A 26,008-nucleotide genomic window follows, 5' to 3' on the forward strand; every position below is an offset into this window, starting at 1 on the left:
TGCCTAGTGAGTGCCCGCGCCGAAGACCGGGAGCGAGCTCAGGCGATCGCGGACCGTGCTGTGCACCGCGTCCGGATGATCACTGAGAAAGAAGTGACCACCCTTGAACACCTGCGTGGCGAACGGCCCCTCCGTGTACTCGCGCCACGCCTCGACCTCCGCCACGGCCGCACGCGGGTCGGCGTCCCCCGTCAGCGCCACCACCGGGCAGCGCAGCGGCGGTCCCGGCACATGTACGTAGGTCTCCGCCGCGCGATAGTCGCCGCGTATGGCGGGCATGACCATCTGGAGGATCTCCGGGTCGGCCAGCGCCACGGCGCCGGATCCGCCCAGCAGCTCCAACTCCCGAAGAATTCCCTGGTCGTCGCGCTGGTGGATGTACTCGCTGCGTTCGAAGCGCGGCGCTCGGCGCCCGGAGAGAAACACGGTGACCGGGCTGTTCGCCCCGCCCTCCTGCTCCAGTCGGCGTGCCACCTCGTAGGCGAGGGTGGCGCCCATGCTGTGCCCGAACAGCGCCAGCGGCCGGTCGTCGGCCGAGGCGGTCAGGACCGGCACCAGCCGGTCGACCAGCTCCGGAACGTTGTCGACGCACTTCTCGGCCCGCCGGTCCTGACGGCCCGGGTACTGCACGGCCAGCACCTCCGCGGCGGGCGGCAGCGCGCCCGCCATGGCGTGGTAGGCACTCGCCGATCCTCCGGCGTGCGGGAAACACACGAGCCGTGTCCGGGCCCGGGGGGCGGCCACGAAGCACCGGAGCCACAGGTCCGGTTCCTCGGCGCTTCGATCCATCGTCCGTCCTTCGCCCTGGTAGGTCATGTGCCTGGCGGCAACGTAACGGAGGTTAGGCAGCCCGAATCGGTGGCGGCCACCCCTAGCCACCCCCTACCACCCCCAGAGATCCTCCCGGCCACCCCAGATCCGCTGCCTCGGCGCGGGCAGCAGCCGGTAGAAAGTGCTGCATGAGATCTTCCGGACGGGTATCAGGCAGGCTCATGGCAACAAGTGATCTTCATGTGGCCTATCCGGAGAACCGGCACATCGTGGCCGGCATGCGTCCCCAGTCCGACGACGACTGGCTCATCGTGGCCGGCGACGTCGGTGAGATTACCGAGGACTTCACGTGGGCGCTGACCCTGCTGCGAGAACGATTCGACACTGTGATCTGGGCACCGGGGAATCACGAACTCTGGACCCCTCCCAGCGACCCCGTCCAGTTACGCGGGGAGGAACGCTACCGCCACCTCGTGGACATCTGCCGCGGGCTCGGCGTCCTCACCCCGCAGGATCCCTATCCCGTGTGGGACGGACCGGGCGGCCCCGTCACCGTCGCACCCCTCTTCGTCCTCTACGACTACAGCTTCCGCACCCCCACCGCCGCGACCAAGGAGCAGGCGCTCACCCAGGCGTACGAGGCCGGTGTGGTGTGCACCGACGAGATGCTGCTGCACCCCGACCCCTACCCGAGCCGCGAGGCGTGGTGCCACGCCCGGCTGGTGGAGACCGAGCGCCGGCTCGCCGAGCGCGATCCCGAGCTGCCGACCGTACTGGTCAACCACTTTCCCCTGGTACGGGATCCGACAAGGGTCCTGTACCACCCGGAGTTCGCCCAGTGGTGCGGAACCGAACAGACCGCCAAGTGGCATGTGCGGTTCGACGCCAGGGTCGTGGTCTACGGCCATCTGCACATCCCCCGCACCACCTGGCACGACGGAGTCCGCTTCGAGGAGGTCTCGGTCGGTTACCCGCGCGAGCACCGGCAACGCGGCATGCCCCGAGGCGTCCTGCGCCAGATCCTTCCGGCGGTGACCGCGTGATCGACCAGTTGCTGCCCGCCACGGTCGCCTCCGCCTGGGCCCGGGAGGACCTGCCCGACACCCGCCTGTTCCCGGAGGAGGAAGCGGCACTCGGCGACGCCGTCGACAAACGCCGCCGCGAGTACACCACCGTACGGGCCTGCGCCCGCAGGGCCTTCACCCAACTCGGCATGGAACCGGCCCCCGTCGTCCCCGGCCACCGCGGGGCGCCGCGGTGGCCGGACGGGCTGGTCGGAAGCATGACGCACTGCGCCGGCTACCGTGCCGCCGCCCTCGCCCGGGCGTCCGACGCCTTCGCCCTGGGGATCGACGCCGAGCCCCACCAGCCCCTGCCGGAGGGGGTCCTCGACGTCGTGGCCCGGCCCGAGGAACGCTCCTGGATCGCAGGGCAGGGCGGTGGTACCGGAGTGTGGTGGGACCGGCTGCTGTTCGGTGCCAAGGAAGCCGTCTTCAAGGTCTGGTACCCACTCACCGGCCGGGAACTGGACTTCGACGAGGCCGTCGTCGATTTCCGTCCCCGGGAAGTCGCCCCGGGACACGCGTCGGGTGTCTTCGACGCCCGGCTGCTGGTGCCCGGTCCACGCATGCTCACAGAACTCTCCGGCCGCTGGCTGGTGCGGGACGGCCTGTCCGTCACCGCGATCGTCCTGCCCGCTCGGCCACCCGTACACGGGTGACGGCTGCGGAAAGGGTTCCACCCACTGTCGCGTCGCGTGGTGCGCGCCCAGCGTGCCACGGGGGACCTCGCGATCGACGGAATCGCATCATGTTTTCGTAGGGGTGAGGCAGTTATGGAGTTCTTGTTGCTAGGTCCCCTGGTCATCCGGTCGGGCGGGAACGAGTTGAGAGTGCCCGCCCCGAGGCAGCGGGTGATTCTCGCCGCCCTCGTGCTCAACGCGAACCGAGTGGTCACGGTGGACAACATCGCGAGCTTTGTCTGGGACGGCACCCCGCCGCCCAGCGCCGCCGCCACGATCCGCACCTATGTCATGAGGTTGCGTCAGGTCCTGGGCATGGCCGGGAGGGCACGGATCACCACCCGAGCGCCCGGCTATCTGATCGAACTGGAGGAGGACGAGACCGACCTCGGACGGTTCACCGCCCACCGTAAGTCCGCCGACGCCCTCGTCCAGGCGGGCCGCACCGCGCAAGCCGCCGAGGAACTCCGCAACGCGCTCGCCCTGTGGCGGCACGACCCGCTGATGGACGTACCCTCGCGCACCCTTCAGGACACGGAGGTCTCTCATCTGCAGCGGCTCCATCTGCAGACCCGCATCTGGTGCGTGGACCTCGACCTCGATCTGCAGCGCCATGCCGAGATCCTGCCCGAGCTGTGGCAGATGGTGCGGGAACACCCGCTCCACGAGGGGCTCATCGGCCGTCTCATGCTGGCGCTGTTCCGCTCGGGCCAGCAGCCGGAGGCCCTCGACCTGTTCCAGCGGACCCGCGCCGCGCTCATCGACCAGCTCGGCACCGAGCCCGGCTCCGAACTACGGGCCGTCCAGCGGCGCATCCTGCGCGCCGAGGACGAGCCGCCGCGGCACCGGGCCGCCTTCGAGGAGCGCCCCGAGGTACACGGCGGCCCCGGCGGGCCCTGGCCCGGCTGGCCGATCCCGGCCCAACTGCCCCAGGGTGTCACGGACTTCGCTACCCGAGGCCGGGAGACCGCCGCGCTGGGACGGCTGCTGCGCGGCAAGGCGCCCGCCGCGGGCCCGGCCACCACGGTCGTGATCAACGGTGCCGCCGGCATCGGCAAGACCGCGCTGGCACTGCACGCGGCCCACGCCGTCCGCGGTGACTTCGCCGACGGACAGGTCTACGCGGACCTGGAGGGCAGCACGGGGAAACCCGCGCAACCCGCCGAGGTCCTCACCCGGTTGCTCGTCGGCCTCGGGGTGCCCGATGTCGCGGTGCCGAGAACGATGGTCAACCGCACCTCCCTCTTCCGGTCCCTGGTCGCCGACCGCCGCATGCTCATCGTGCTCGACGACGCCGTGAGCACCGCCCAGGTCCGCCCCCTCATCCCCGGCAGCGGCGGAAGCCGGGTGATCGTCACCAGCCGCCACCGGCTCGTTGACCTCGAAGGGGTCCACGACGTCACTCTGGACGCGCTCGACGAGGAAGCCTCGCTTCAACTGCTGGAACGATTCGTCGGCCGTTCCCGCATGGACGCCGAACGCGCCGCCGCACACCGGCTCGTCGAAGCGTGCGCCGGTGTGCCGCTGGCCCTGCGCATCGTCGGCACCCGGCTGCGCTCACGACCCCGCCGCAGCCTCGGAGCCCTGGCCCACCGCCTGCTCGAACAGCGGCGCCTGCTCGACGAACTGCACATCGGCGACCTGTCGGTCCGCGCCGGACTCGACGCGGGATACGCCGCCCTGCGCGGCCGGTCCGTGCACGGCATCGATCTCGCGGCGGCGTTCCGCAGACTCGGCGCGGGCAACATGCCGTACGTCCGCGGCGAGACCGCTGCGGTGCTGCTGGGCTGCTCCCAGGAGAACGCCGAGGATGTGCTCGACGTGCTGGTCGACGCACACCTGCTGCGCGAGCACGACCACTTCCGCTACCACCTCGACGCCCTGGTGCGCGCGTACGCCCGTGAACGCGCCGACGCCGAGGAGCGTCCGGAGTACCGGACGGAGACACTGCGCTGCCTGCTCCGGTGGTATCTGCACACCCTCCTCCGGAGCGTTCGTCCGGGCCGGGCGTGGGAACCGGAAGGGACGTACCTACTGCGCCCGCCGACCGTGAACTGGTCGGACGACGACCGCGCCGGACTCGTCGAGGCCCTCGCCGAGGCGGAGCGGATCGGCGTCGACCTGGTCGGCAGCCGACTGGTCGGTGAGCTACGGGCACGGCTGCCACCGGTCGTGGCGCCCCGGGCCGCGTCCGGGTGAACCCCGGGCGGCCGCGGACCGCCGCCCGGCCCGTTCTCCCGGACGTCGCCGCCCTCCCCCTCTCCCCAGCCCGCCGTCCCTCGCCCCCCGACCTCCCGCAGCCGGCCTCTCCGTGCTGCCGCCCCCCTCGGCCCGTCCGCGCCCGACCGCGGACCGCCCAGTGACGACACTTCAGGAGCCCCCATGGACCCCTTGACCGAAGCGGTGCTCGCCGGCGCGCCCCCCGACCGGCTGGCGAAGGAACCCCTGCCCACCGAGTACACCGCCGCCCATCTGCGCGCCGAGGACGTGGACGTGTTCGGCGACGCCGCCGACCGGGACGTACGCCGCACCCTCCGGGTCGGTCCCGTACCCATGCCCGAACTGGCCGTGGACGAGGTACTGATCGCCGTGATGGCCAGCTCCATCAACTACAACACCGTCTGGTCGGCGACCTTCGAACCCGTACCGACTTTCACCTTCCTGCGCAGACTGGGCCGCCAGGGCGGATCCGCCGCCAGGCACGACCTGCCCCGGCACGTCGTCGGATCCGACGCCGCCGGAGTCATCGTCCGGACGGGCGCCGGGGTACGGCGCTGGCAGGTGGGCGAGCACGTCGTCGTCAGCTGCGTCCAGGTGGACGACCAGGAACCCGCCACCCACGCCGACGGCATGCTCGGTGCCGAGCAGCGCATCTGGGGTTTCGAGACGAACTTCGGCGGACTGGCCCACTACGCGGTGGTCCGGGCCAGTCAACTGCTCCCCAAACCGGCCCACCTCACCTGGGAGGAAGCCGCCTCGACGATGCTGTGCGCCGCCACCTCCTACCGGATGCTCGTCAGCGACCGGGGCGCCCGGATCAAACAGGGCGACATCGTGCTGATCTGGGGCGCCACCGGCGGACTCGGCGCCTACGCCGTCCAGCTGGTGAAGAACGCCGGCGGCATCGCCGTCGGCGTCGTCAGCACGGAGGAGAAGAGCCGACGGGCGCGGGCGCTCGGCTGCGACGTCGTCGTCAACCGCGCCGACATCGGCCTGGACGGCGATCTCGCCGACGACCCGGACGCGAGCATAGAGGCCGGCAAACGCCTCGGCAGGATCATCCGCGCCGAGACCGGCGAGGACCCGCACGTCGTGTTCGACTACATCGGCAGGGCCACGTTCGCCATCTCGGTCTTCGTCGTCCGCCGCGGCGGCACCGTGGTCACCTGCGGATCCAGCACCGGCTATCAACACCGCTTCGACAACCGGTACTTGTGGATGCACCTCAAACGGATCGTGGGCAGCCACGCCGCGAACCTCCAGGAACAGGCCGAGTGCAACCGGCTGTTCCGCCTCGGCCACCTCGTTCCGGTGCTCTCCGCCGTCCACCCGCTCGCCGAGGTGGCGCAGGCCGCCCGGCTCGTCCAGACCAACCGGCACACCGGCAAGGTCGGTGTCCTGTGTCTTGCGCCCCGGCCCGGTCTCGGGGTGACCGACCAGGCCCTGCGGGACCGCGTGGGCGAGGACCGGCTGAACCTGCTGCGCGACGCCGCTCCGGCGACCCCCGCGCCCGAGCGGGTCGTCGCCGGACGAGGGGGGACCGGGCGATGAACGCCATCCAGAAGGTCGCAGTGGTGGGCTGCGGCATCATGGGCTCGGGCATCGCCCACGTCTGCGCCCTCGCCGGAGTCGACGTCATGGTCGCTGCGTCCTCGCCCGCATCGCTCGCCAGGGGCAGGGCGCGGCTCACCGGCTCGCTCGACCGGGCGCTGGGCAAGGGCCGGATCACCGAACGGGACCACGAGAACGCCCTGGCCCGGGTGTCGTACACGAGTGACCTGGCGGAACTGGCCGACCGGCAGCTGGTCATCGAGTCGATCAGCGAGGACGAGCAGGCCAAGCGCGACCTGTTCGCCAGGCTGGACCAGGTGCTCCAGGACCCCGAGACCATCCTCGCCTCCAACACCTCCTCCCTCTCGGTCCTCAGACTGGCCCGGGCCACCGCCGACGGCGGCCGGGTGCTGGGCGTCCACTTCTTCAACCCGGTGCCCGCCCTGCCGCTGGTCGAGCTGGTCCCCACGCTCCTCACCCGGGAGAAGACCGCGGTACGGGCGGAGGAGTTCGTGACGGACACGCTCGGCAAGCGCGTCATCCGGTCCCCGGATCGCGCCGGCTTCACGGTCAACGCCCTGCTCATTCCGTACCTGCTTGCGGCAGTACGCATGGTGGAGGCGGGCCACGCGTCGGCGGAGACGGTGGACGACGCCATGACGCTGGGCTGCTCCCACCCGATGGGCCCGCTGCGGCTCGCCGACCTGATCGGGCTCGACGTGGTCACCTCGATCGCGGAGGCCCTCCACGAGGAGTTCCGCGAGCCCCAGTACGCCCCGCCACCGTTCCTACGGCGCCTGGTCGAGGCCGGCATGCTGGGCCGCAAGACGGGCAGGGGGCTCTACGACTACGCCCCTTGACCGCCGGCGCGCAGGAGGTGGGCGCCGTCCGAGCCGATGTCCGTCTCGGCGGCGGGGGTGTCGTGTCGTCCGCCTGTCTGCGGCCCTGGGCCGGAAGGCAGGCAGCGGCAACAGCACGCCCTCGCCGCACGACCATCGAGCGGCCGAGATCACGGGAAAGCTCAGCCCTTCCCTCGCCCCGTGAACCCACAAGCCGCCGCCCCGAGTTGCGGGTCCTCAGTGCCGGTCAGCACTCGCTTGCCGGTCCCGGCTTCCCCACCCGCCCGGAGCATCTGGCTCGCGGCGAGCGCGCGCGGTCACTCGGCCTTCTGCGGCGGGCCGGAGTCGAGTGCACTGGCTCCACAACGGCGTGCTGTCGGCGGGAGCGCGGGGGCCTTAGACCATTTCCACCCCGTGCGCATCTCGTGTTCACGGTGTGCGCGTTCGGTGCGCACCGCATCGATGTCCCACGGGCGTCCCACAACCCCCGTAAATCCGCAGGCAGTTGAGGGGACGGCGTCTCACTCTCCCGTGACCTGCGGTTTTCCTTGCCGGGACGGGTCCTCGTTGCCAGTGTCTGCGGTGCTCACCGGGCACCGGCCCGATGGCTCGAAGAGAGGACTCCCATGAGCCTGCGTAAGAAACGATTCAAGCTGGCCGCCTGCACGGTCGGCGCCGTGGCCGCGGCCACCCTCGCGCTGGCCACCACGCCGGCCGTCGCGAGCGGGACGTACAGCGGGCTCGCCTACGTCTACGGTGGCGACTCCTACGTCGACGACTGGGGCAACGAGGGCATCCTGTCGACCGGCACCAACACCAACTCCAACGCCACCTGCCTCTGGCAGAAGATTCTCTGGGCGGACGGCTTCCTGGACTCCGCCTCGGACATCGACGGCAAGTTCGGCTCGGGGACCAAGGCCGCGACCGAGGACCTCCAGAGGTACTTCGCCCTCGGCGTCGACGGTTCGGTCGGCCAGGAGACCTTCGGGCACATGGACAAGTGGCTGTACTTCGTCTCCGGCAGCACCGCCGACGGCCAGACGGCGAACCTCCGCTACGACGGGATCGTGCGCGACTTCAACCTCGGACGCAACGCGGACGGCAACTACACCTTCCCCGACGGCGACGGCAACACCCGGCTCGCCGGCTACAACTACCTGACCTGCACCTGATCCGTGTCCCACGGCCCCCGACCGCGGCTCGACGGCCTCGGTCGGGGGCTCACCCGCCGCCGTCGAGGTCGTCGCGGCGCCGCACCACGGTCAGTTCGTGACCGTCGAGGCGCATCTCGTAGAGCTTGCCGCGGGCGTTCTCGAAGGGGCGGTGGAGGACCATCATCAGCCCGCCGTCGAAGGTGCGGAACAGCATGCCGTGGCCGCTGTCCTCCCGCACCAGGGGCCGCCGTTGGTCCCACGGGCCCGCGAGGTCGCCGGAGCGCGAGACCGCGTAGGTCTGCACATAGCCGCCGCTGACGGTGCCGTCGTCGCCGGCCAGGTTCTTCTCGTACGTGGACCACAGCATCAGCAGGGAGCCGTCGGGCGTCCGGTACGGCTGGGGGCCGTCGGTGATGTAGGGCGCGAGCTGGTGGGGGACCCCGGCGGGGATCTGCTCGGTGAGCCAGGACGCGTCCGAGGCCTTGAACAGCAGGACCGGGTCGCCGATCGTGCGGGTCAGGTCCGGGGCCAGCCGGATCGCCTCCATGGTGCCGTCGACGGTCTGCAGCCACTCGTGCGCGTACACCATCCAGGGCTGACCGGACGGGTCGACGTACAGGGTGCCGTCCAGGGTCATCAGGTTCGCGGGCGGGGTGGGCCGGCCGGGGTCGACGACGGTGAACGGGCCCAGCAGCGAGTCGGACACGGCCGTGACCGTGCCGCGCATGTGGTGGGGCAGCTGGAAGGGCGTGCCCCATCGGCCGGCGGCCGGCAACGGGAGCGGCCTGCCCTCGTCGTGCAGCGTGGTGAACAGGTAGTACCTGCCGCCCCATGCGTGCACCTCCGGCGCCCACGCGCCCTCCGTCGCCCAGATCCCCGGCTGCTCGTCGGTCCGGAAGACCACGACGGGACGTGTCCAGTCCCGCAGGTCGGTGCTGCGGTAGACCATCGTGCCGGTGGCGTCCACGCCCGAGACGGCCGGGTCGTTGGACGTGTACAGGTGGTAGGTGCGGGTGGCCTCGTCGGCGACCACGAACGGATCGTGCAGCGGCATGTCGGGAAGCCGCACGCCGGGCAGGCGCATGTCGGGCAGCCGCTCGTCGTGAAGTCGCTCGTCGTGAGGCCGCTCGTCGGGCGGCCGTATCGGTTCGGTGTCGGTCACGGTCGCAGGATAGTCAGCGACGGGCATCGACCTCGCCGGTCACTCCCGGCCGACGTTGACCGTGAGCAGCCGCAGCAACTGCTTGGTCAGGGTGTGCTGTTCGGGGGTGAGTCCCATGGCCTCGCCGATGTTCACGGGGACGGCCCGGGCCCGCTCCTGGAGCCGGGCGCCGGCCTCGGTGAGGCGGATGGCGACGGAGCGCTCGTCGTCCGTACGGCGCTCGCGGCGCAGCAGACCACCGGCCTCCAGGCGCTTCAGGAGCGGGGAGAGGGTGCTGGATTCCAGCTGGAGCGCGGCGCCCAGGTCGCGTACGGAGATCGAATCCTGTTCCCAGAGCACGAGCATGACCAGGTACTGCGGATAGGTCAGCCCCAGCTCGTCGAGCAGCGGCCGGTAGCGGGCCGTGACCGCGCGCGAGGCGGCGTACAGCGCGAAACAGAGCTGATCGTCCAGGAGCATGCCGTGCCCCCGAGCCGGAGCCGGTGTCCGAGCCGGTGCCGGGGCCGAGCCCGGGTCCTGGGCCGTTCCGGTCGTGTCCGCGATGTCGCCGACTGTGCTCACGGTGTCGCTCCTCCGCCCTGCGCTCTGTATGACGATCACCCACCCTACCTTCAAGTCTCCCCGATCATATCGTGCGCGATTTAGTCGTGCACGATCTAGTCGTGCGATATCTTTGGGGTGTGCCGCCGGCACCCGGCGAACCGCGCCGGCCGAGCCTGCCCGTGGCACCCCACGCGAGGAGACCGCCATGTCCGACACCACCCCCGGCCCCCGCCCCGTCCTCGAACCCGCCGCCGCCGATTTCGCGGAGGCGACCGCGAACCCGCCGTACCTCTTCGACCTCGGCCCGGTGGAGGGCCGCAAGACGGTCGACGAGGTGCAGTCCGGAGAGATCGACAAGCCCGCCGTCGACGAGGAGTGGGTCACCGTGTCCGGCGGCCCCACCGGCGAGGTCAGGGCCCGTGTCGTCCGCCCGGCGGGTGCCCTGGGCACGCTCCCGGTGATTCTCTACATCCACGGCGCCGGCTGGGTGTTCGGCAACGCCCATACGCACGACCGGCTGGTGCGCGAGCTGGCCGTCGGCGCGAACGCCGCGGTCGTGTTCCCCGAGTACGACCTCTCGCCCGAGGCCCGCTACCCCGTGGCCATCGAGCAGAACTACGCGGTGGCCCGCTGGATCGTCACCGAGGGCGCCGGCCACCGGCTGGACGCCGGGCGCATCGCCGTGGCCGGTGACTCCGTGGGCGGCAACATGACCGCCGCGCTGACCCTGATGGCCAAGGAGCGGGGCGATGTCCCGCTGGTCCAGCAGGTGCTCTTCTACCCGGTGACCGACGCCGGGTTCGACACGGCGTCCTACCACCGGTTCGCCGAGGGCTACTTCCTGCGCCGCGACGCGATGCAGTGGTTCTGGGACCAGTACACGACCGACGAGCGGCAGCGGGCGGAGATCACGGCGTCCCCGTTGCGCGCCACGACCGAGCAGCTGACCGGTCTGCCGCCGGCGCTGGTCATCACCGGCGAGGCCGACGTGCTGCGCGACGAGGGCGAGGCGTACGCCAACAAGCTGCGCGAGGCCGGTGTCCCGGTCACCGCGGTCCGCTACCAGGGCGTCATCCACGACTTCGTGATGCTCAACGCCCTGCGCGGTACCCACGCCGCGGAGGCCGCCATCGGCCAGGCGATCGCCACCCTGCGCACGGCCCTCGGCACCGGCTGATCGCGGGACCCGGGGGAAAAGGGCCGACCCCGGCCGGGACTGATCCCGGCCGGGGTCGGCTCATGCGTGGGCGAGGGCTCAGGCGAAGTTCGCCAGCGCCTCGTTCCACGTGGCCGACGGGCGCATGACCGCGGCGGCCTTGGCCGGGTCGGGCTGGTAGTAGCCGCCGATGTCGGCCGGCTTGCCCTGGACGGCGATCAGCTCGTCGACGATCTTCCGCTCGTTCGCCGTGAGGGTCTCGGCGAGCGGGGCGAATGCCTTGGCCAGGTCGGCGTCGTCGGTCTGCGCGGCCAGCTCCTGGGCCCAGTACAGGGACAGGTAGAAGTGGCTGCCGCGGTTGTCGATGCCGCCGACGCGACGCGAGGGGGACTTGTCCTCGTTGAGGAAGGTCGCCGTGGCGCGGTCGAGGGTGTCGGCGAGGACCTTGGCGCGGGTGTTGCCGGTGGCCTCGGCGTACTGCTCCAGGGACGGGACCAGGGCGAAGAACTCGCCCAGGGAGTCCCAGCGCAGGTAGTCCTCCTTGACCAGCTGCTGGACGTGCTTCGGGGCGGAGCCGCCGGCGCCCGTCTCGAAGAGGCCGCCGCCCGCCATCAGCGGGACGACCGACAGCATCTTGGCGCTGGTGCCCAGCTCCAGGATCGGGAACAGGTCGGTGAGGTAGTCACGCAGGACGTTGCCGGTCACCGAGATCGTGTTCTCGCCGCGGCGGATGCGCTCCACCGACAGCTTGGTGGCCTCGACCGGGGCGAGGATCCGGATGTCCAGGCCCTCGGTGTCGTGCTCCGGCAGGTACTGCTCGACCTTGGCGATCAGGTTGGCGTCGTGCGCACGGGTGGCGTCCAGCCAGAACACCGCCGGGTCGCCGGTGGCGCGGGCACGGGTGACGGCCAGCTTCACCCAGTCGCGGATCGGGTCGTCCTTGGTCTGGCAGGCGCGGAAGATGTCACCGGCGGAGACCGCCTGCTCGATCACCACGTTCCCGGCCTGGTCGACGAGGCGGACCGTGCCGGTGGTGGGGATCTCGAAGGTCTTGTCGTGGGAGCCGTACTCCTCGGCCTTCTGCGCCATGAGGCCGACGTTCGGGACGGAGCCCATCGTCGACGGGTCGTAGGCGCCGTTGGCGCGGCAGTCGTCGATCGCGACCTGGTAGACACCCGCGTACGAGGAGTCCGGGAGCACCGCGAGGGTGTCGGCCTCCTGGCCGTCCGGGCCCCACATGTGGCCGGAGGTGCGGATCATGGCCGGCATCGAGGCGTCGACGATGACGTCGGACGGCACGTGCAGGTTGGTGATGCCCTTGTCGGAGTCGACCATCGCCAGCGCCGGGCCCTCGGCCAGTTCGGCGTCGAAGGCGGCCTTGATCTCGGCACCCTCCGGCAGGGCCTCCAGACCCTTGAAGATGCCGCCCAGACCGTCGTTGGGGGAGAGGCCGGCCGCGGCCAGCGTCTCGCCGTACTTCGCGAAGGTCTTCGGGAAGAACGCGCGCACCACGTGACCGAAGACGATCGGGTCGGAGACCTTCATCATCGTGGCCTTGAGGTGCACGGAGAACAGCACGTCCTCGGCCTTGGCGCGGGCGACCTGCGCGGTCAGGAACTCGCGGAGCGCCGCGACACGCATCACGGAGGCGTCGACGACCTCGCCGGCCAGGACGGGTACGGACTCGCGCAGCACGGTGGTGGAGCCGTCGTCGCCGACCAGCTCGATCCGCAGCGAACCGGCCTCGGAGATCACCGCGGACTTCTCGGTGGAGCGGAAGTCGTTCTCGCCCATGGTCGCGACGTTCGTCTTGGAGTCGGCGGACCAGGCGCCCATACGGTGCGGGTGGGTCTTGGCGTAGTTCTTGACCGAGGCGGGGGCGCGGCGGTCGGAGTTGCCCTCACGCAGGACCGGGTTCACGGCGGAACCCTTGATCTTGTCGTAGCGGGCGCGGATCTCGCGCTCCTCGTCGGACTTCGGGTCGTCCGGGTAGTCCGGCAGCGCGTAGCCCTGGCTCTGCAGCTCCGCGACGGCGGCCTTGAGCTGGGGGATCGACGCCGAGATGTTCGGCAGCTTGATGATGTTCGCCGCGGGCGTCTTCGCCAGTTCGCCCAGCTCGGAGAGGGCGTCGGGGATGCGCTGCCCTTCCTCCAGGTACTCCGGGAAGACGGCGATGATGCGTCCGGCCAGCGAGATGTCACGGGTCTCGACGGAGACGCCGGCCTGCGAGGCGTACGCCTTGATCACGGGCAGGAACGAGTGGGTCGCCAGGGCGGGCGCCTCGTCAGTGTGCGTGTAGATGATGGTCGAGTCAGTCACCGGGTGCTCCGCTCCACGTCTGCAACATTGCTCGACATCAAGATATCTCGTGCGGAGGAGGGACTCGACAGGGGTCGGCGTGTGCGGGGCTCACGGCACATCTTTCTCGCCCCCGCCGCCCCTACCCGTCCTTCCCCCACTCTCGACTTCGCCCGAGCGGGAGGTGCCCCCACCCAGGGGCCGCGCCCCTTCGCCCCCAGACATCCGTCCGGTGGGGCTTCTCAAGCAGTTCCCCGCGCCCCTGAAAGGCCTGCGGCCCTTTCAGGGGCGCGGGGAACTGCGTGAACGGGGGCCGAGGCGGAGCCCCGAAGCAGGGGCGGGGAAGCTAGGGGGCGACCTCGACCGAGGACTCCCGCTGGTGGGGGATCTCCACGCTGCCGCCGCCCGTCTGGAGGGTGATCGCCCGGCGCGGCACCGGCACGCTGATGCCCTCGGCGCGGTAGCGCTTGTGCAGGCGTTTGATGAACTCGTGCTTGATCCGGTACTGGTCGCTGAACTCCCCGACCCCGAGGATCACCGTCATCCCGATGCGCGAGTCGCCGAAGGTGTGGAAGCGGACGGCGGGCTCGTGGTCGGGGACCGCGCCGTCGACCTCCTTCATGGTCTCGGCGACGACCTCGTTGGTGACCCGCTCCACATGCTCCAGGTCGCTGTCGTAGCCGACGCCCACCTGCACGAGCAGGGTCATGTCCTGCTCGGGCTGGTTGAAGTTCGTCATGTTCGTGCCGGCGAGCTGGCCGTTGGGGATGATCACCAGGTTGTTGGAGAGCGACTTGATCGTCGTCTGCCGCCAGTTGATGTCGACGACATAGCCCTCCTCGCCGCTGCTCAGCTTGATGTAGTCACCCGGCTGGACCGTCTTCGAGGCGAGGATGTGGATGCCGGCGAAGAGGTTGGCGAGGGTGTCCTGGAGGGCCAGGGCCACCGCGAGACCGCCGACGCCCAGTGCGGTGACCAGCGGGGCGACCGGTATGCCCAGGGTCTGCAGGATGACCAGGCAGCCGATCGCGAGGACCGTGACGCGGGTGATGTTCACGAAGATCGTGACCGAGCCCGCGACCCCGGCCCGGGACTGGGCGAGCGTGCGCACCAGACCGGCGATCACCCGGGCCGACGTGATCGTGGCGACCAGGATGAACAGCACCGTCAGGGACTGGTTCACGTTGTGCTGCACGGTCTTGGTCAGGGGCAGCACCGCCGCCGCGGCCGCCGCGCCGCCGACGAACGCGCTCCAGGGGACCAGGGAGCGCAGTGTGTCGACGATGACGTCGTCACCGCCCCAGCGGGTCTTCGTCGCGTGACCGCCGAGCCAGCGCAGCAGCAGCCGCAGCAGGAACGCGGCCAACAGGCCCGCGGCGAGGGTGATTCCGGCCACGAGGTAGTCGTCGAGGGTGAGGGCCCGGGTCATCGGCCGCCTCCCGAGGGACGCGGGGAGCGGCTCCAGAGCCGTATGTGATGTGTCGTCACCTTGCCACCTGCTCGAAATCGAGATGCACGATCAGCGCCGGCCCGGACGCGTGTACGACGTCGGGCGCGACCGCTCATCCTGCCGCATCCGCACGGTTGATCGGCACCGGACCTGCGCGGATCGGCCGACGACCGGCCCCGCGTCCCCGGGATTGTCCGGATGTGCACCGCGGTACGGCCACCTCCCGTTCCGGGATCGCCCGCCCCTGCGGGCTCCGGCCGCCACCGCGCCCCTCACCTCACCCGGCGTCAGATCACCTTCGGCCGGACCGGCGCGCCGCGCGTCAGCGCGCCCGGCAGCAGGGGGGCCAGACCGTGATGACCCGGAACGTCAGCACCACCGCCGTCACCACGGTGAGCGGGCCGCGGCCAGGGCGACCACGAGTGCGGCCTCCACGGTGCCGAGACCGCCCGGAGTCGGTACGACGGCGACCGCGACCGTGGCCGCGAGATAGGCGAGTGCCATGTGCGCCACCGGCACGCGAAGCCCCAACGCCAGCCCCACGCTGACCGGTACGCCCGCCTGGAGGGCCAGGAACGCGAGCGAACCTCCCCAGAGCGCCAGGACGCACGCCGGCCGGGTGTGCACCGCGCGGGCCTCGCCCAGCACCGTACGCACGAAGCCGAACACGGCCCCACGCAGGCGTCGTACGAGCAGAACCACGACCACGGCGGCGCATGCGACGGCAACTGCCGTGGCCAGCAGGGGAGTCGACGCTCCGGCAGGAAGGAGCGCGCCGACCGCCGCGGCCAGCCAGGGTCGGCGTGCCGACGCCGACTGGGCGAGGCCCTCGACGGGAACGGCACGGTGCCGCACGGCGACCACCAGCACCAGGGCGAGGGGCAGCAGGCACAGGAGCCGCCGTACCGTGACCTGCCCGGCGTCGCGTCGGGGGAGTGGTATCGCTGTCACACCGGGAGAGGTTCTTCCTGCCCGGCCAACAGGGGGTTGCGGGCGCGCGGACGGCGGTCGACCGGCGGCGGACTTCCCCGCGCCCGGGTTCGCCGTCCGCACTCGCGCCCCGGCGTACGCCGTCCCACGCTTGACCTCAAGCTAGGTCGAGGTCCTAGCGTTCTTCGTATGAGTATGGAGACCACCGCCTGGACCCAGCTGCAGGGCCTGATGACCGCCCGGCAGCACAGCCGCCCCTTCGCCCGCGCGACGCTACGGCGTATCGGCGCCTTCGCCCGTCCACATCGTCGCCGTATCGCGTGGTTCGTCGCCCTCAGTGTCGTGACCGCGCTGCTCGCCGTGGCGACGCCGGTGCTCGCGGGGAGCGTCGTGGACGTGATCGTGTCCGGCGGCGACGAGGCACGCGTCGTCCGCCTTGCCGTGCTCATCGCCCTCATCGCGGTCGCCGAAGCGGCGCTCGGACTGCTCGGCCGCCGCCTGTCCGCGACGCTCGGTGAGGGACTCATCCTCGATCTGCGGACCGCTGTCTTCGATCATGTGCAGCGCATGCCGGTCGCGTTCTTCACACGTACTCGTACGGGAGCGCTCGTCAGTCGTCTCAACAACGACGTCATCGGCGCCCAGCGGGCCTTCAGCAACACCCTGTCCGGAGTGGTGAGCAACGTGGTCACTCTGCTGCTCACCCTCGCCGTCATGCTCACGCTCTCCTGGCAGATCACGCTCCTCTCCCTCGTCCTGCTGCCCGTCTTCGTGATCCCCGCCCGCCGCATGGGCCGCCGGATGGCCCGGCTCCAGCGGGAGGCGGCCGACCTCAACGCGGCGATGGGCACCCGGATGACCGAGCGCTTCTCGGCGCCCGGCGCCACCCTCGTCAAGCTGTTCGGACGGCCGGACGACGAGTCCGCCGAGTTCGCCGAACGCGCCGCCCGGGTCCGGGACATCGGCGTCCGTACGGCGATGGCGCAGTCGGCGTTCATCACCGCCCTCACCCTCGTCTCGGCCCTGGCGCTCGCCCTGGTGTACGGCCTCGGCGGCTGGTTCGCGCTGCGCGGCACCCTGGACGCGGGCGCGATCGTGTCCCTGGCACTGCTGCTGACCCGGCTGTACGCGCCCCTGACCGCGCTGGCCGGGGCGCGCGTGGAGATCATGAGCGCCCTGGTGAGCTTCGAGCGCGTCTTCGAGGTGCTGGACCTCAAGCCGCTCATCGAGGAGAAGCCGGACGCCCGCGAGGTGCCCGAGGGCCCGGTCGCCGTGGAGTTCGACGACGTCCGCTTCGGCTACCCGTCCGCCGACAAGGTCTCCCTCGCCTCCCTGGAGGAGGTGGCCTCCCTCGACACCCGAGGCGGCACCGAGGTCCTGCACGGCCTCTCCTTCCGCGCCGAACCCGGCCAGACCGTCGCCCTCGTCGGCTCCTCCGGCGCCGGCAAGTCGACCGTCGCCCAACTGCTGCCCCGGCTGTACGACACGGACGCGGGGGCCGTCCGCGTCGGCGGCGTCGACGTGCGCGACCTCAGTACGGCGTCACTGCGCGCCACCCTCGGCATGGTCACCCAGGACGGTCACCTCTTCCACGACACCGTCCGGGCCAACCTGCTCCTGGCCCGCCCCGAGGCCACGGACGACGACCTGTGGGACGTCCTGCGCCGGGCCCGCCTCGACGACCTCGTCCGCGCCCTGCCCGACGACCTCGACACCGTCGTCGGCGAACGCGGCTACCGGCTCTCCGGCGGCGAACGCCAGCGCATGACGATCGCCCGGCTGCTCCTGGCCCGCCAGCGCGTCGTCATCCTCGACGAGGCCACCGCCCACCTCGACAACACCTCGGAGGCCGCGGTCCAGGAGGCCCTCACGGAGGCACTGGAGGGGAGGACGGCCGTGGTCATCGCCCACCGTCTGTCGACCGTACGGACGGCCGACCAGATCCTCGTCGTCGAGGCCGGCCGGATCGTGGAACGCGGCCGGCACGAGGAGCTGCTGGCGGCGGACGGACGGTACGCCGAGCTGTACCGGACGCAGTTCGAGAAGACGGCGGAGCCCGAGGTGGAGGCACCGGTCGGCGCCGTGTAGGACAGGTGCGGTTCCCCGGGGTTCAGCCCTCGACGCCGGTTGCCGTATCGGCGGCGCCGACCGGCTTGGACTCCGGGGAACCGCGCTGGCGCAGATAGATCGAGAGGATCGCCATGGAGGCGCTGGCGAGGATCCGACTGCCAGTTCTGCAGCGTCCGGCTCCAGAAGTCGGCCGAGAGGACGTACTCGCTCCAGGTGTCGGGCGCCTGGAGCCCCCTCGGCTGCTCCTCGCTGTAGGCCGCCACACCCGTGATCGACTGGGCGAGCCACGACAGCGCGAGGACGGCCCCCGTGACGTACCCCAGCGAACTGGCCTACAGCCTCAGGCGCAGGCCGCCCGCCGCCGCCCAGCGCGGGGACTCGGGACGGGCGTGCGCCCCACCCGCTGCTCCTCGTCCGACTCGGTACCGATGCTGTCCGGGTGCTTGGACTCCGGCGACCCGCGCCGCACCAGCCAGACCGCCGGCGCCAGCACCGCGCACACGGCCACCCCGTGGTGAGCGCGATCCGCACCGCGCGACCGTCCCGCGGCAACGCGTCGAGGGCCCGGCGCAGCCCGTCCGCGAACTCCCGGGTGCGGCGGACGAAGGCCCTCATCTCCGGGTCGCCGAACTCGCTGACCCCGTCGATGTCCTGCGGCAGCACACAGACGTCGACGTCCTGTCGGAGCGTCCCCGGCCCGCCGTCGGCGTACACCGCGACGCCGCCCGCCAGGGCGAAGGGGTGCCCGCCGGCCTTCGGCAGCGAAGCGACCTCCTTCGCCGCTTCGAGGATGGCCTGGCTCCGGTCGGGAGGAAGCCCGTCGTCGTCCGGGCCGGCGGGATCGCCCATGCCTTCCACGATCGTGCGGCCCGGGCCGCCGGCCGGACGTGCGGGCCCGGACATGCGAGAGGCCCGCCGTCGCGGCCGGGCCGCGGTGACGGGTCTCGCGCGAGGGTCAGTTGGTCAGTCCTCCAGCGTCACATCGAACAGATCCAGCTGCAGCAGCGGAGTGACGGTGACGTTCCTGGTCCGGGTGGACCAGCCCGACTCCACCTTCTGGTACCACAGCGGAATCGCCGGCATGTCCTGCAGGATCTTCTTCTCCGCCTGCTGGTAGAGCGCCCAGCCCTCCTGCTCGGTCGGGGCGGCGTCCGCCTCGGCCAGCAGCGCGTCCACCTCCGGGTTGGAGTAATGGGAGCCGTTGACCGCCGCGCCCGTGCGGAAGATCGGGTTGAGGAAGTTCTCGATGGACGGGTAGTCCGCGACCCAGCCGGAGCGGAAGACGGTGGTGATCTTCCGTTCGTTGATCAGCTTGCGGAACTCGCCGAAGGTCGGGACCGGCGCGTACCGTGCCTCGACGCCCAGGGCCGCGGTGATCGTTTCGCATGCCGCGTCGATCCACACCTGGTTGGCCGAGTCGTCGTTGGAGGTCAGCTCGATCGGCCCCTGGAAACCGGACGCCTCGAACAGCGCCCTCGCCTTCTCCGGCTGGTAGGTGCACAGCTCCCCGCCGGCCCCGCCGCCGTACCCGGGCACGATCGGCGGCACCAGCCCGTCGGGGAGCATCTTGTCGCCGTCGAACGCCTTGTCGATCACATACTGCCGGTCGATGGCCATGGAGAGCGCCTGGCGCAGACGCGGGTCGCCGAAGCGCTCGTCGTGCATCGGGAACGAGATCGACTGCACGCCCATGTACGGCTTGGAGACGCAGCGCCCGGCCAGCTCCTCCTTGTACCGGCCGCCGTCGAGCGCGTCCGCCGGAACGAAGTCGAGATAGTCGAGCTTGTTCGCCACCACATCCGCGTAGGCGTCCTCCAGCATCCGGTAGAACCGGAACTCCACGCCGTCGACGTGCGGTTTGCGGACTCCGGCGTAGTCGTCGTAGCGCGTCAGCAGGATGTGCTCGCCGACGGTGCGCGAGGCGAAGCGGAACGGCCCGTTGCCGATCGGGTGGGCCTCGAACGCCTCGCGGTCGGAGAAGAACGCGCGCGGCAGCGGGAAGAACGCGGTGTACCCCAGCTGGGTCACGAACGCGGAGAACGGCGCCGACAGGGTCACCTCGAAGGTGCTGTCGTCGATCACCTTCAGGCCCGACAGCTCGTCCGTCGATCCGCTCTGGGTCGCCTCGTAGCCCTGGATGTGGGAGAGGTACTCGGCGCCCTGCAGTCCGTTCGGGCCGTAGGCGGTGTAGTTCCAGGCGTCGACGAAGCTCGCGGCGGTGACCGGGGTCCCGTCGTGGAACGTCCATCCCTCGTGCAGGGTGATCCGGTAGACCCGGGAGTCGGCCGAGTCCATCGACTTCGCCACCGCCCGGCGCGGTTCGGCCGTGTGCGGGTCGTACTCGACGAGGCCGGTGAACAGGGCGTTCACGATCTTCACGCTGTCGCGCTCGGTCGCGTCGCCCGGCACCAGCGGGTTCTCCGGTTCGGTGCCGTTCCAGCTGATGATGTTCATACGGGTGCGTCTCCTCATAGATGTTGTCGGGTGGCGGTGCTCAGCCGGCCGCGTACGCCGGGCGCGCGTCCAGGGCGCCGGCCCGGGCGCCGTGCAGCCACTCGACCCGGTCGTGCAGGTCCCGCACGGACAGCGCGCCCAGATCGGTGTCGCGTCGCCGGGCCGCCTCACCGGTCGCGTGGTAGAGCCGGCGGCCCATCTCACGGGCGGTCAGCTGGGCGGCGGCGGTGCGGTCGCGCCGTTCGTCGGCGAACTCCTCGAAGCGCCGCTCGAAGTCCGCCTCCTCGGCGCCGATCAGGTCACCGAGGACCACCGCGTCCTCCAGGGTCTGGCAGGCGCCCTGGGCCGCGTACTGCAGCATGGGGTGGGCCGCGTCGCCGACGAGGACCACTCGTCGGTCGGTCCACCGCCGGACCGGGTCGCGGTCGCAGAGCACCCACGAGCGCCAGTCCTCGCCGAGGCCGAGCAGCCTGCGGGGGGTCTCGCCGAGCCGGGGGAACGCGGCGAGCACCCGGGCACGGGACACGGGGGTGCCCGTCACCTCCTCCGTGGCCCCGTCGTCGACGGTGGCGGCCAGGTTCAGGAACCTGCCGTTGCCGATGGGGTAGTGGACGAAGTGCCGGTCGGGACCGGCCCACAGGGTGACCGTGTTCCAGCGCAGTTCCTCGGGTACCGCCTCCATCGGGATCACGGAGCGGTAGATGGTGTGCCCGGACACCCGGGGGGCGCCGTCCCCGACCAACTGCCCGCGCACGGCGGAGCGGATGCCGTCGGCGCCGATCAGCGCCGCGCCGCGCACCCGTTCGCCGGAGGCCAGGTGCACGGTCACGCCCGCGTCGTCCTGCGTGTAGTGCACCACCCGGGCGCGGGTGCGCAGCCGGACGGCGGTCGAGGCGCGGCAGGCCTGCAGCAGCGGTGCGTACAGGTCGACGCGCCGGACCACCGCGTAGGGGTTGGCGAAGCGCCGACGGTACGCGTCGTCGAGCGGCAGGCCGGCGATCCGCCTGCCCGTGGTCCCGTCCATGAGGCACAGCTCGTCGATGTGGACGGCCCGGGCCCGGACCGAGTCACCGACGCCGAGCCGGTCGAGCGCGTGGAACGCGTTGGGCGCCAACTGGATGCCCGCGCCCAGCTCGGTGAAGTCGCTGCGGCCCTCCAGCACCAGCACCCGGTGGCCCTGGCGGGCGACGCTCAGCGCGGTCGCCAGCCCGCCTATGCCGCCACCTGCGACGATTATCTGCGCCATCTCGCTTCCCGACTCCCTGGTCGTGGCGGTTCGTTCGGTCGTGCTCGGGCCGCCGGCGCAACGGTCTCGACGGCGGGGAAAGGCAGTGCCGCCGCTCCGGAACGCTCGCGTAATTCCCGCTTCTCACAGCGGAATTCACACTTCTCGCGCCATCCCGCCGTCGATCGGCGGGAGTTCACCCGGAACGAGCGCGGGGTATTCGCGGATTTCAACCGAGTTCCCGCGCCGTGACGGCTTCGGATCAGAGGGCCTTGAGGCCGATGTTGAGTGCCGTCGCGATCTCGACCGCGCGGCGGGCCTGGAAATCGATCGCATCCAGCTTCTCCTCGCCGGGAGCGGTGGTGTCGTGGGAGACGTGGCTGGTGCCGTACGGGTTGCCGTTGGCGGCGGCGAACTGGATCGGGTCCGCGTAACCGGGGGCGACGATGATGGCGCCCCAGTGGTAGAAGGTGTTGTTCAGCGCCAGCAGGGTGCTCTCCTGGCCGCCGTGGGTGGTGGAGGTGGACGTGAACGAGGAGACCACCTTGTTCACCAGCCTGCCCTGGTTCCAGAGGTCGCCGGTGCTGTCGATGAACTGCTTCAGCTGGGCGGCCGGCAGGCCGAACCGGGTGGGCGTGCCGAACAGGAGGACGTCCGCCCACTCCAGGTCCTCCAGCGTCGCCCGGGCGATGTCGGCGGTGGCGGCGAGGTGCTCGGCCCATTCCGGGCTCGCGGCGACCGCGGACTGCGACGCGGTCTCCTCGACCCTGCGCAGGCGCACCTCGGCGCCGGCCTTCTCGGCCGCCACGGCGGCTGCCTCGGCCATCGTGTGCACATGACCGGTGGACGAGTAGTAGATGACGGCGACGTTGGTCACGATCAGAACTCCAATTCGCAGGGGCTGCCGGACGGGGCGAAGCGATTGAGCGGGCCGCGCAGAAAGGACTCTTCCGCGACGGCCGGTGCGACGGCGAACAGGCGGCCACGATTTCGTCACCTTGCGGGTCGGAAGAAGCGCGGCCCGGCCACCGGAGGGAGAAAAAGCCGTGCGCGATCCGATTCACCGCCGGTCTATGTCAAGTCGGCGCGCCACCCGGGCGATCCGGCTCCTAAGCTGTCCCGATATCCGAAATCCACCCTCCGGCGCGGAAGGAGCGTCAACGATCCATGGACACGGACCGAAACCCCGTGGGACGGACGCCGCCCGCGGACAGAAGGAGCAACCGCGTGGCGGTGCTCGGATCGCCGGTGGGCCGCTCCCTGTCGCCCACGCTGCATCGAGCCGCCTACGCGGCGATGCGACTGCGCTGGGACTACGAGACGATCGACTGCGACGCATCCGCCCTGCCGGCGCTGTTCGACTCGCTCGGCGACGACTGGGCCGGGCTCTGTCTGACCACTCCGCTGAAGCGAGCCGTCCTGCCGCTGGTCGACGAGGTGTCGGACCTGGCCCTGGACGTGGGCGGCGCGGACACGGTGGTCCTGCGGGACGGCCGGAGTTTCGGTGACCACTGCGGCGTGCACGGCATCGTCGCCGCCCTACGGCAGGCCGGGCTCGGCGCGCCGGGATCCGCCGTGGTGCTGGGGGGCGGAGTCGCGGCCTGCGCGGCGCTGGCCGCCCTGCGGGAGGTGGGCGTCAGGGAGCCCGTCGTCGTGGTGCGCGAGCGCGGTCACGCCAGGGAGGCCGAGGCCGCGGCCGGACGGCTGGGCGTCTCGGTCGACCTGCACCGCTTCGAGGAACTGGGCCGGCTGCTCCGGGGTGTCGGAGTGGTGGTCTCCACCCTGCCGGCCGGCGCGGCCGACGCCCTCGCCCCGACGGTCGCCCGCTCCGGCGCCGCCGTCCTCGACGCGGCGTGCTCGGCCTGGCCGACCCGGCTGGCCAAGGCGGCGGGTTTCGTCGGCGGCACCGTCGTCCACGGACTGTCCCCGCTGTTGCACCGGGCCGAGCGGCAGATCGAGCTGCTGACCGGTCTGACCGATGTGCCGGTCGCGGCGATGCGCGCCGCGGCCCATGACGAACTGGTCCGGCGAGCCGGCCTGGCGGCCGAGCCCGCCGTGTCAGGCGGACAGTTCGTGTGAGACACCGGGGCGCTGCCGGCGTGCCGAGGACAGCACGAGGATCGCGTGCGCCACGGAGCAGAGCGTCACATGGCGGTGCCAGCCGGCGTAGGAGCGTCCTTCGAAGTCGCGCATGCCGACCCGGGTGCTGACCTCCGTGAAGTCCTTGCTCGCCCGCCGGGTCAGCCGTCCCAGGCGCAGCAGCGCGGCAGGCGGCACGTCCACCAGATTGGACAGCCAGAGCTCGGGCGACCCGCCCTTCTGCATCGGCCATCCGCCGACGAGTGTCAGCGCCTGGTCGGGCTGTGCGGGCATGCCCGGCCTGCGGGCGGCCGGCATGGTCACCCTGGTACCGCTCACCAGGACCGACCGGGTTATCGAGTACTCCGGGTCGACCCAGCAGACCGGCTTGGACAGCTTCTTGCCCCGCTCGACCAACTGCCGTGCCTGGAACAGCTGTTTGCCCGAACCGGACTGGCCGGGGTCGAAGCCGAGCACCCGGGTCGCCCCGTCGACACGCATGACGAACGGGATTCCGCGGCGTGTGATCTCCTCCAGCAGGGCGGGGGAGTCCAGGGTGCGGGCGTCCAGCACGACCGGCCGACGCCGTAACCCCCAGGCCGCGTCGGCGAGTTCGGCCGCCGTGTGCACCGCGCCCGCCTCCACGCTCATGGCCGTGGCGTCGTCCGGGATCCGGGCCCGCCGTCGCCGCTCCGCGTCCTCCAGCCACTCGGCGGGCAGGTTGAGGCCCCAGTTGACGGGCACGCTCAACTGCTCGTTGGCCAGGGAGACCCCGTAGGCCTGCTGGCTGTTGACGACCCGGCCGAGGTCGAAGCGGAAGGACTCCTCGACCCCGACGGAGTGCGCCCCGGCCTTGGGGATGGCCATGGAGCCGATCACCCATGCCTGCGGCAGCAGGACCCGGTCCAGATGGCGGGCGAGCGCTTGCCGTACGGGTGCCCACGCCCAGGAGGAGTCACTGATGAAGTGGTGCAGACTCTGTTCGGCGGCGCCGTGGTCGGTCACGGCGGCCAGGGCGCGCATGGACTTGCGGCCCGGCACGGACAGCAGTCCGGAGACGTACCACTCACCCCTGGTGCGCTGGTCACGTCGCTTCAGTGAGGCCAGCATCCGCCGGCAGAAGTCGGTGACGAAGTCGTCCGCGACGTCTCCCCAGGTCTGTGCCAGGTCATCGCTCTCCACGCCTTCCATGGCTCTCCCTCCTTCTGCTGAGCGTCGACAGACCGACCATACAATACCGGACGGTTGGTTTTCTATACTTCGTCATGTCGTCTCGTCCCGCAAGCGGTCTCGACCTGAGGCAATAATATACCGCACGGTTGGTTTATTGTGGGAGTGTTCACCGGCTGCACTCTGGCGCGGGCCCGAGGTGAGATCGCCGTGACGAGGGAGAGGCCATGCCACGCCAAGAGCGCGCCGAACGCACGCGCGAGCAGATCGTCCGGGCCGCGGCCGTGTGCTTCGACACGAAGGGCTTCGGGGCGACGAGCCTGAGCGACATCGTGGAGACGGCCAAGGTCTCCAAAGGGGCCCTGTACTTCCACTTCACGTCGAAGGAGAAGCTGGCCCAGGCCGTGGCGGCGCGGTCGAGCGCGGACTGGCGGATCATCCTCCGGGCGGCCAGGGCACCCGGCGGTCCGGTGCTGCAGGTCCTGATCGACACGACGCACGGCCTGGCCCACCGGATCAGGCACGACGTCGTGTTCCGGGCGGGCCTGCGGCTCTGCGACGAGCGCCGGCCCGGCGGCAGCGGCCATCCCGGCGCGTACCCGAGCTGGCGGCGGGCCGTGGCGCTCGTGCTCGCACGGGCCGGCCGCCGGGGCGAACTACTGCCCGGTCTGGACCCCCGGCAGGCCGCCCGCATGCTCACGGCGGCCACCGCCGGCGTCGAGATGCTCTCCCGCCAGGACCGCGGCTGGCTGGCCGCGGCGACCGTCACCGGCGTATGGGAGTCCCTGTTGCCCGCGCTCGTGCCGCCGGAGCGGATCGGCGGCCTGCGCCCCTCCGGGCGACCCATGCTCCCGGCCCCGCGCGGGCCGTCACCACGGGGCGCCGGACCGAGGGAGCGCGGGCGCCCGGGGGAACGGGCCGGCGCGCCGGGGCGGGCCGGCGTGGGCTGAGGGCCCGTGCGGGGGCGGTGCGGGGCAGGACGGTGCGGAGTGCGGGCCCGCGCGCCGTTGATCGGCGCCGGGCGCGTTCCCGATCCGGCCCGGCCCGGCCGGGGTGGGGTCCGGCCGCCGGCCGCTGGTCAGGGCGGCCAGGGCTCACGGGGTTCTGGGGTGACGCCGGGTGACGGAAACGGCCCTGGTGATGGGGGTGTGTGCCGACGCGCCCGTCGGGTTGCCGGGTCGGTCGGCGGTGGGGT

Annotated in this window: 19 protein-coding genes and 2 pseudogenes; 10 read left to right on the plus strand and 11 right to left on the minus strand. The window is 71.4% G+C overall.

What is annotated here, in order from left to right; translation table 11 throughout:
* Positions 1–3: 3 nt before the first annotated feature.
* Positions 4–789 (minus strand): thioesterase II family protein, encoded by a 786-nt coding sequence (locus H4687_RS39475; protein WP_046912795.1) that lies wholly within the window; start codon positions 787–789, stop codon positions 4–6.
* 203 nt (positions 790–992) lie between these two features.
* On the opposite strand from H4687_RS39475, the gene H4687_RS39480 reads away from it, so the two are divergent.
* The 6 genes from H4687_RS39480 (at position 993) to H4687_RS39505 (ending at position 8,294) form a co-directional block, all read left to right on the plus strand.
* Positions 993–1,814 carry a metallophosphoesterase family protein gene (locus tag H4687_RS39480; protein WP_179859964.1) on the plus strand — a complete coding sequence of 274 codons (822 nt, stop codon included), beginning with the start codon at positions 993–995 and terminating at the stop codon, positions 1,812–1,814.
* Positions 1,811–2,491 (plus strand): 4'-phosphopantetheinyl transferase family protein, encoded by a 681-nt coding sequence (locus tag H4687_RS39485; RefSeq protein WP_046912797.1) that lies wholly within the window; start codon positions 1,811–1,813, stop codon positions 2,489–2,491. Before H4687_RS39480 ends, H4687_RS39485 begins: the two co-directional genes overlap by 4 nt.
* A gap of 171 nt (positions 2,492–2,662) precedes the next feature.
* Positions 2,663–4,711, plus strand: a complete 2,049-nt coding sequence (locus H4687_RS39490; RefSeq protein ID WP_046912798.1) for an AfsR/SARP family transcriptional regulator — start codon at positions 2,663–2,665, stop codon at positions 4,709–4,711.
* 183 nt (positions 4,712–4,894) lie between these two features.
* Positions 4,895–6,283 carry a crotonyl-CoA carboxylase/reductase gene (ccrA, locus tag H4687_RS39495; protein ID WP_046917256.1) on the plus strand — a complete coding sequence of 463 codons (1,389 nt, stop codon included), beginning with the start codon at positions 4,895–4,897 and terminating at the stop codon, positions 6,281–6,283.
* The gene (locus H4687_RS39500; RefSeq protein ID WP_046917257.1) at positions 6,280–7,143 is read left to right on the plus strand and encodes a 3-hydroxybutyryl-CoA dehydrogenase; all 864 of its coding nucleotides are present in this window, start codon (positions 6,280–6,282) and stop codon (positions 7,141–7,143) included. The genes ccrA and H4687_RS39500 overlap by 4 nt, the downstream gene beginning before the upstream one ends.
* 605 nt (positions 7,144–7,748) lie before the next feature.
* Positions 7,749–8,294 (plus strand): peptidoglycan-binding domain-containing protein, encoded by a 546-nt coding sequence (locus H4687_RS39505; RefSeq protein ID WP_046917258.1) that lies wholly within the window; start codon positions 7,749–7,751, stop codon positions 8,292–8,294.
* Between the two features lie 49 nt (positions 8,295–8,343).
* Here H4687_RS39505 and H4687_RS39510 read toward each other — a convergent pair whose 3' ends face one another.
* Positions 8,344–9,360, minus strand: a complete 1,017-nt coding sequence (locus H4687_RS39510; protein ID WP_192781841.1) for a glycoside hydrolase family 43 protein — start codon at positions 9,358–9,360, stop codon at positions 8,344–8,346.
* Between the two features lie 117 nt (positions 9,361–9,477).
* Positions 9,478–9,897, minus strand: a complete 420-nt coding sequence (locus H4687_RS39515) for a MarR family winged helix-turn-helix transcriptional regulator (RefSeq protein WP_046917260.1) — start codon at positions 9,895–9,897, stop codon at positions 9,478–9,480.
* Positions 9,898–10,186: 289 nt separating this feature from the next.
* Here H4687_RS39515 and H4687_RS39520 point away from each other — a divergent pair, with 289 nt between their 5' ends.
* Positions 10,187–11,158 (plus strand): alpha/beta hydrolase, encoded by a 972-nt coding sequence (locus H4687_RS39520; protein ID WP_097248952.1) that lies wholly within the window; start codon positions 10,187–10,189, stop codon positions 11,156–11,158.
* Between the two features lie 78 nt (positions 11,159–11,236).
* On the opposite strand, the gene H4687_RS39525 is transcribed toward H4687_RS39520, so the two are convergent.
* The 3 genes and pseudogenes from H4687_RS39525 to H4687_RS39535 form a co-directional block, all read right to left on the minus strand.
* On the minus strand, positions 11,237–13,456 hold the full coding sequence (locus H4687_RS39525) for an NADP-dependent isocitrate dehydrogenase (RefSeq protein ID WP_046917366.1): 2,220 nt from the start codon (positions 13,454–13,456) through the stop codon (positions 11,237–11,239).
* 325 nt (positions 13,457–13,781) lie between these two features.
* Complete coding sequence (locus tag H4687_RS39530; RefSeq protein ID WP_046919165.1) at positions 13,782–14,864, minus strand: mechanosensitive ion channel family protein; 1,083 nt, start codon at positions 14,862–14,864, stop codon at positions 13,782–13,784.
* A gap of 308 nt (positions 14,865–15,172) precedes the next feature.
* Positions 15,173–15,836 (minus strand): annotated as a pseudogene (locus H4687_RS39535) (lysylphosphatidylglycerol synthase domain-containing protein).
* A 174-nt stretch (positions 15,837–16,010) separates the two neighbouring features.
* Between H4687_RS39535 and H4687_RS39540 the strand changes: the two are divergent.
* Positions 16,011–17,903, plus strand: coding sequence for an ABC transporter ATP-binding protein (locus H4687_RS39540; RefSeq protein ID WP_046919166.1), 1,893 nt, complete (start codon positions 16,011–16,013; stop codon positions 17,901–17,903).
* A 22-nt stretch (positions 17,904–17,925) separates the two neighbouring features.
* On the opposite strand, the pseudogene H4687_RS48255 reads toward H4687_RS39540, so the two are convergent.
* From H4687_RS48255 to wrbA, 4 genes and pseudogenes are all read right to left on the minus strand, one after another.
* A pseudogene (locus H4687_RS48255) lies at positions 17,926–18,208 on the minus strand (DUF6766 family protein).
* 640 nt (positions 18,209–18,848) lie between these two features.
* Positions 18,849–20,339 (minus strand): peptide ABC transporter substrate-binding protein, encoded by a 1,491-nt coding sequence (locus H4687_RS39545; protein ID WP_046919167.1) that lies wholly within the window; start codon positions 20,337–20,339, stop codon positions 18,849–18,851.
* A gap of 40 nt (positions 20,340–20,379) precedes the next feature.
* Complete coding sequence (locus H4687_RS39550) at positions 20,380–21,585, minus strand: 3-hydroxybenzoate 6-monooxygenase (protein ID WP_046919168.1); 1,206 nt, start codon at positions 21,583–21,585, stop codon at positions 20,380–20,382.
* Between the two features lie 241 nt (positions 21,586–21,826).
* Positions 21,827–22,441 (minus strand): NAD(P)H:quinone oxidoreductase, encoded by a 615-nt coding sequence (gene wrbA / locus H4687_RS39555; protein ID WP_046919169.1) that lies wholly within the window; start codon positions 22,439–22,441, stop codon positions 21,827–21,829.
* A gap of 350 nt (positions 22,442–22,791) precedes the next feature.
* Between wrbA and H4687_RS39560 the strand changes: the two genes are divergently transcribed.
* Entirely contained in the window at positions 22,792–23,643 is an 852-nt protein-coding gene (locus H4687_RS39560; RefSeq protein ID WP_233443476.1) for a shikimate dehydrogenase, read from the plus strand.
* Here the strand turns inward: H4687_RS39560 and H4687_RS39565 are convergent.
* Positions 23,623–24,834 (minus strand): IS701 family transposase, encoded by a 1,212-nt coding sequence (locus H4687_RS39565; RefSeq protein WP_046919171.1) that lies wholly within the window; start codon positions 24,832–24,834, stop codon positions 23,623–23,625. The genes H4687_RS39560 and H4687_RS39565 overlap by 21 nt on opposite strands.
* 206 nt (positions 24,835–25,040) lie before the next feature.
* Between H4687_RS39565 and H4687_RS39570 the strand changes: the two genes are divergently transcribed.
* Entirely contained in the window at positions 25,041–25,763 is a 723-nt protein-coding gene (locus tag H4687_RS39570) for a ScbR family autoregulator-binding transcription factor (protein ID WP_050398603.1), read from the plus strand.
* Positions 25,764–26,008: the final 245 nt, after the last annotated feature.

The sequence above is a fragment of the Streptomyces stelliscabiei genome, from assembly GCF_014873495.1.
Lineage (GTDB): Bacteria > Actinomycetota > Actinomycetes > Streptomycetales > Streptomycetaceae > Streptomyces > Streptomyces bottropensis.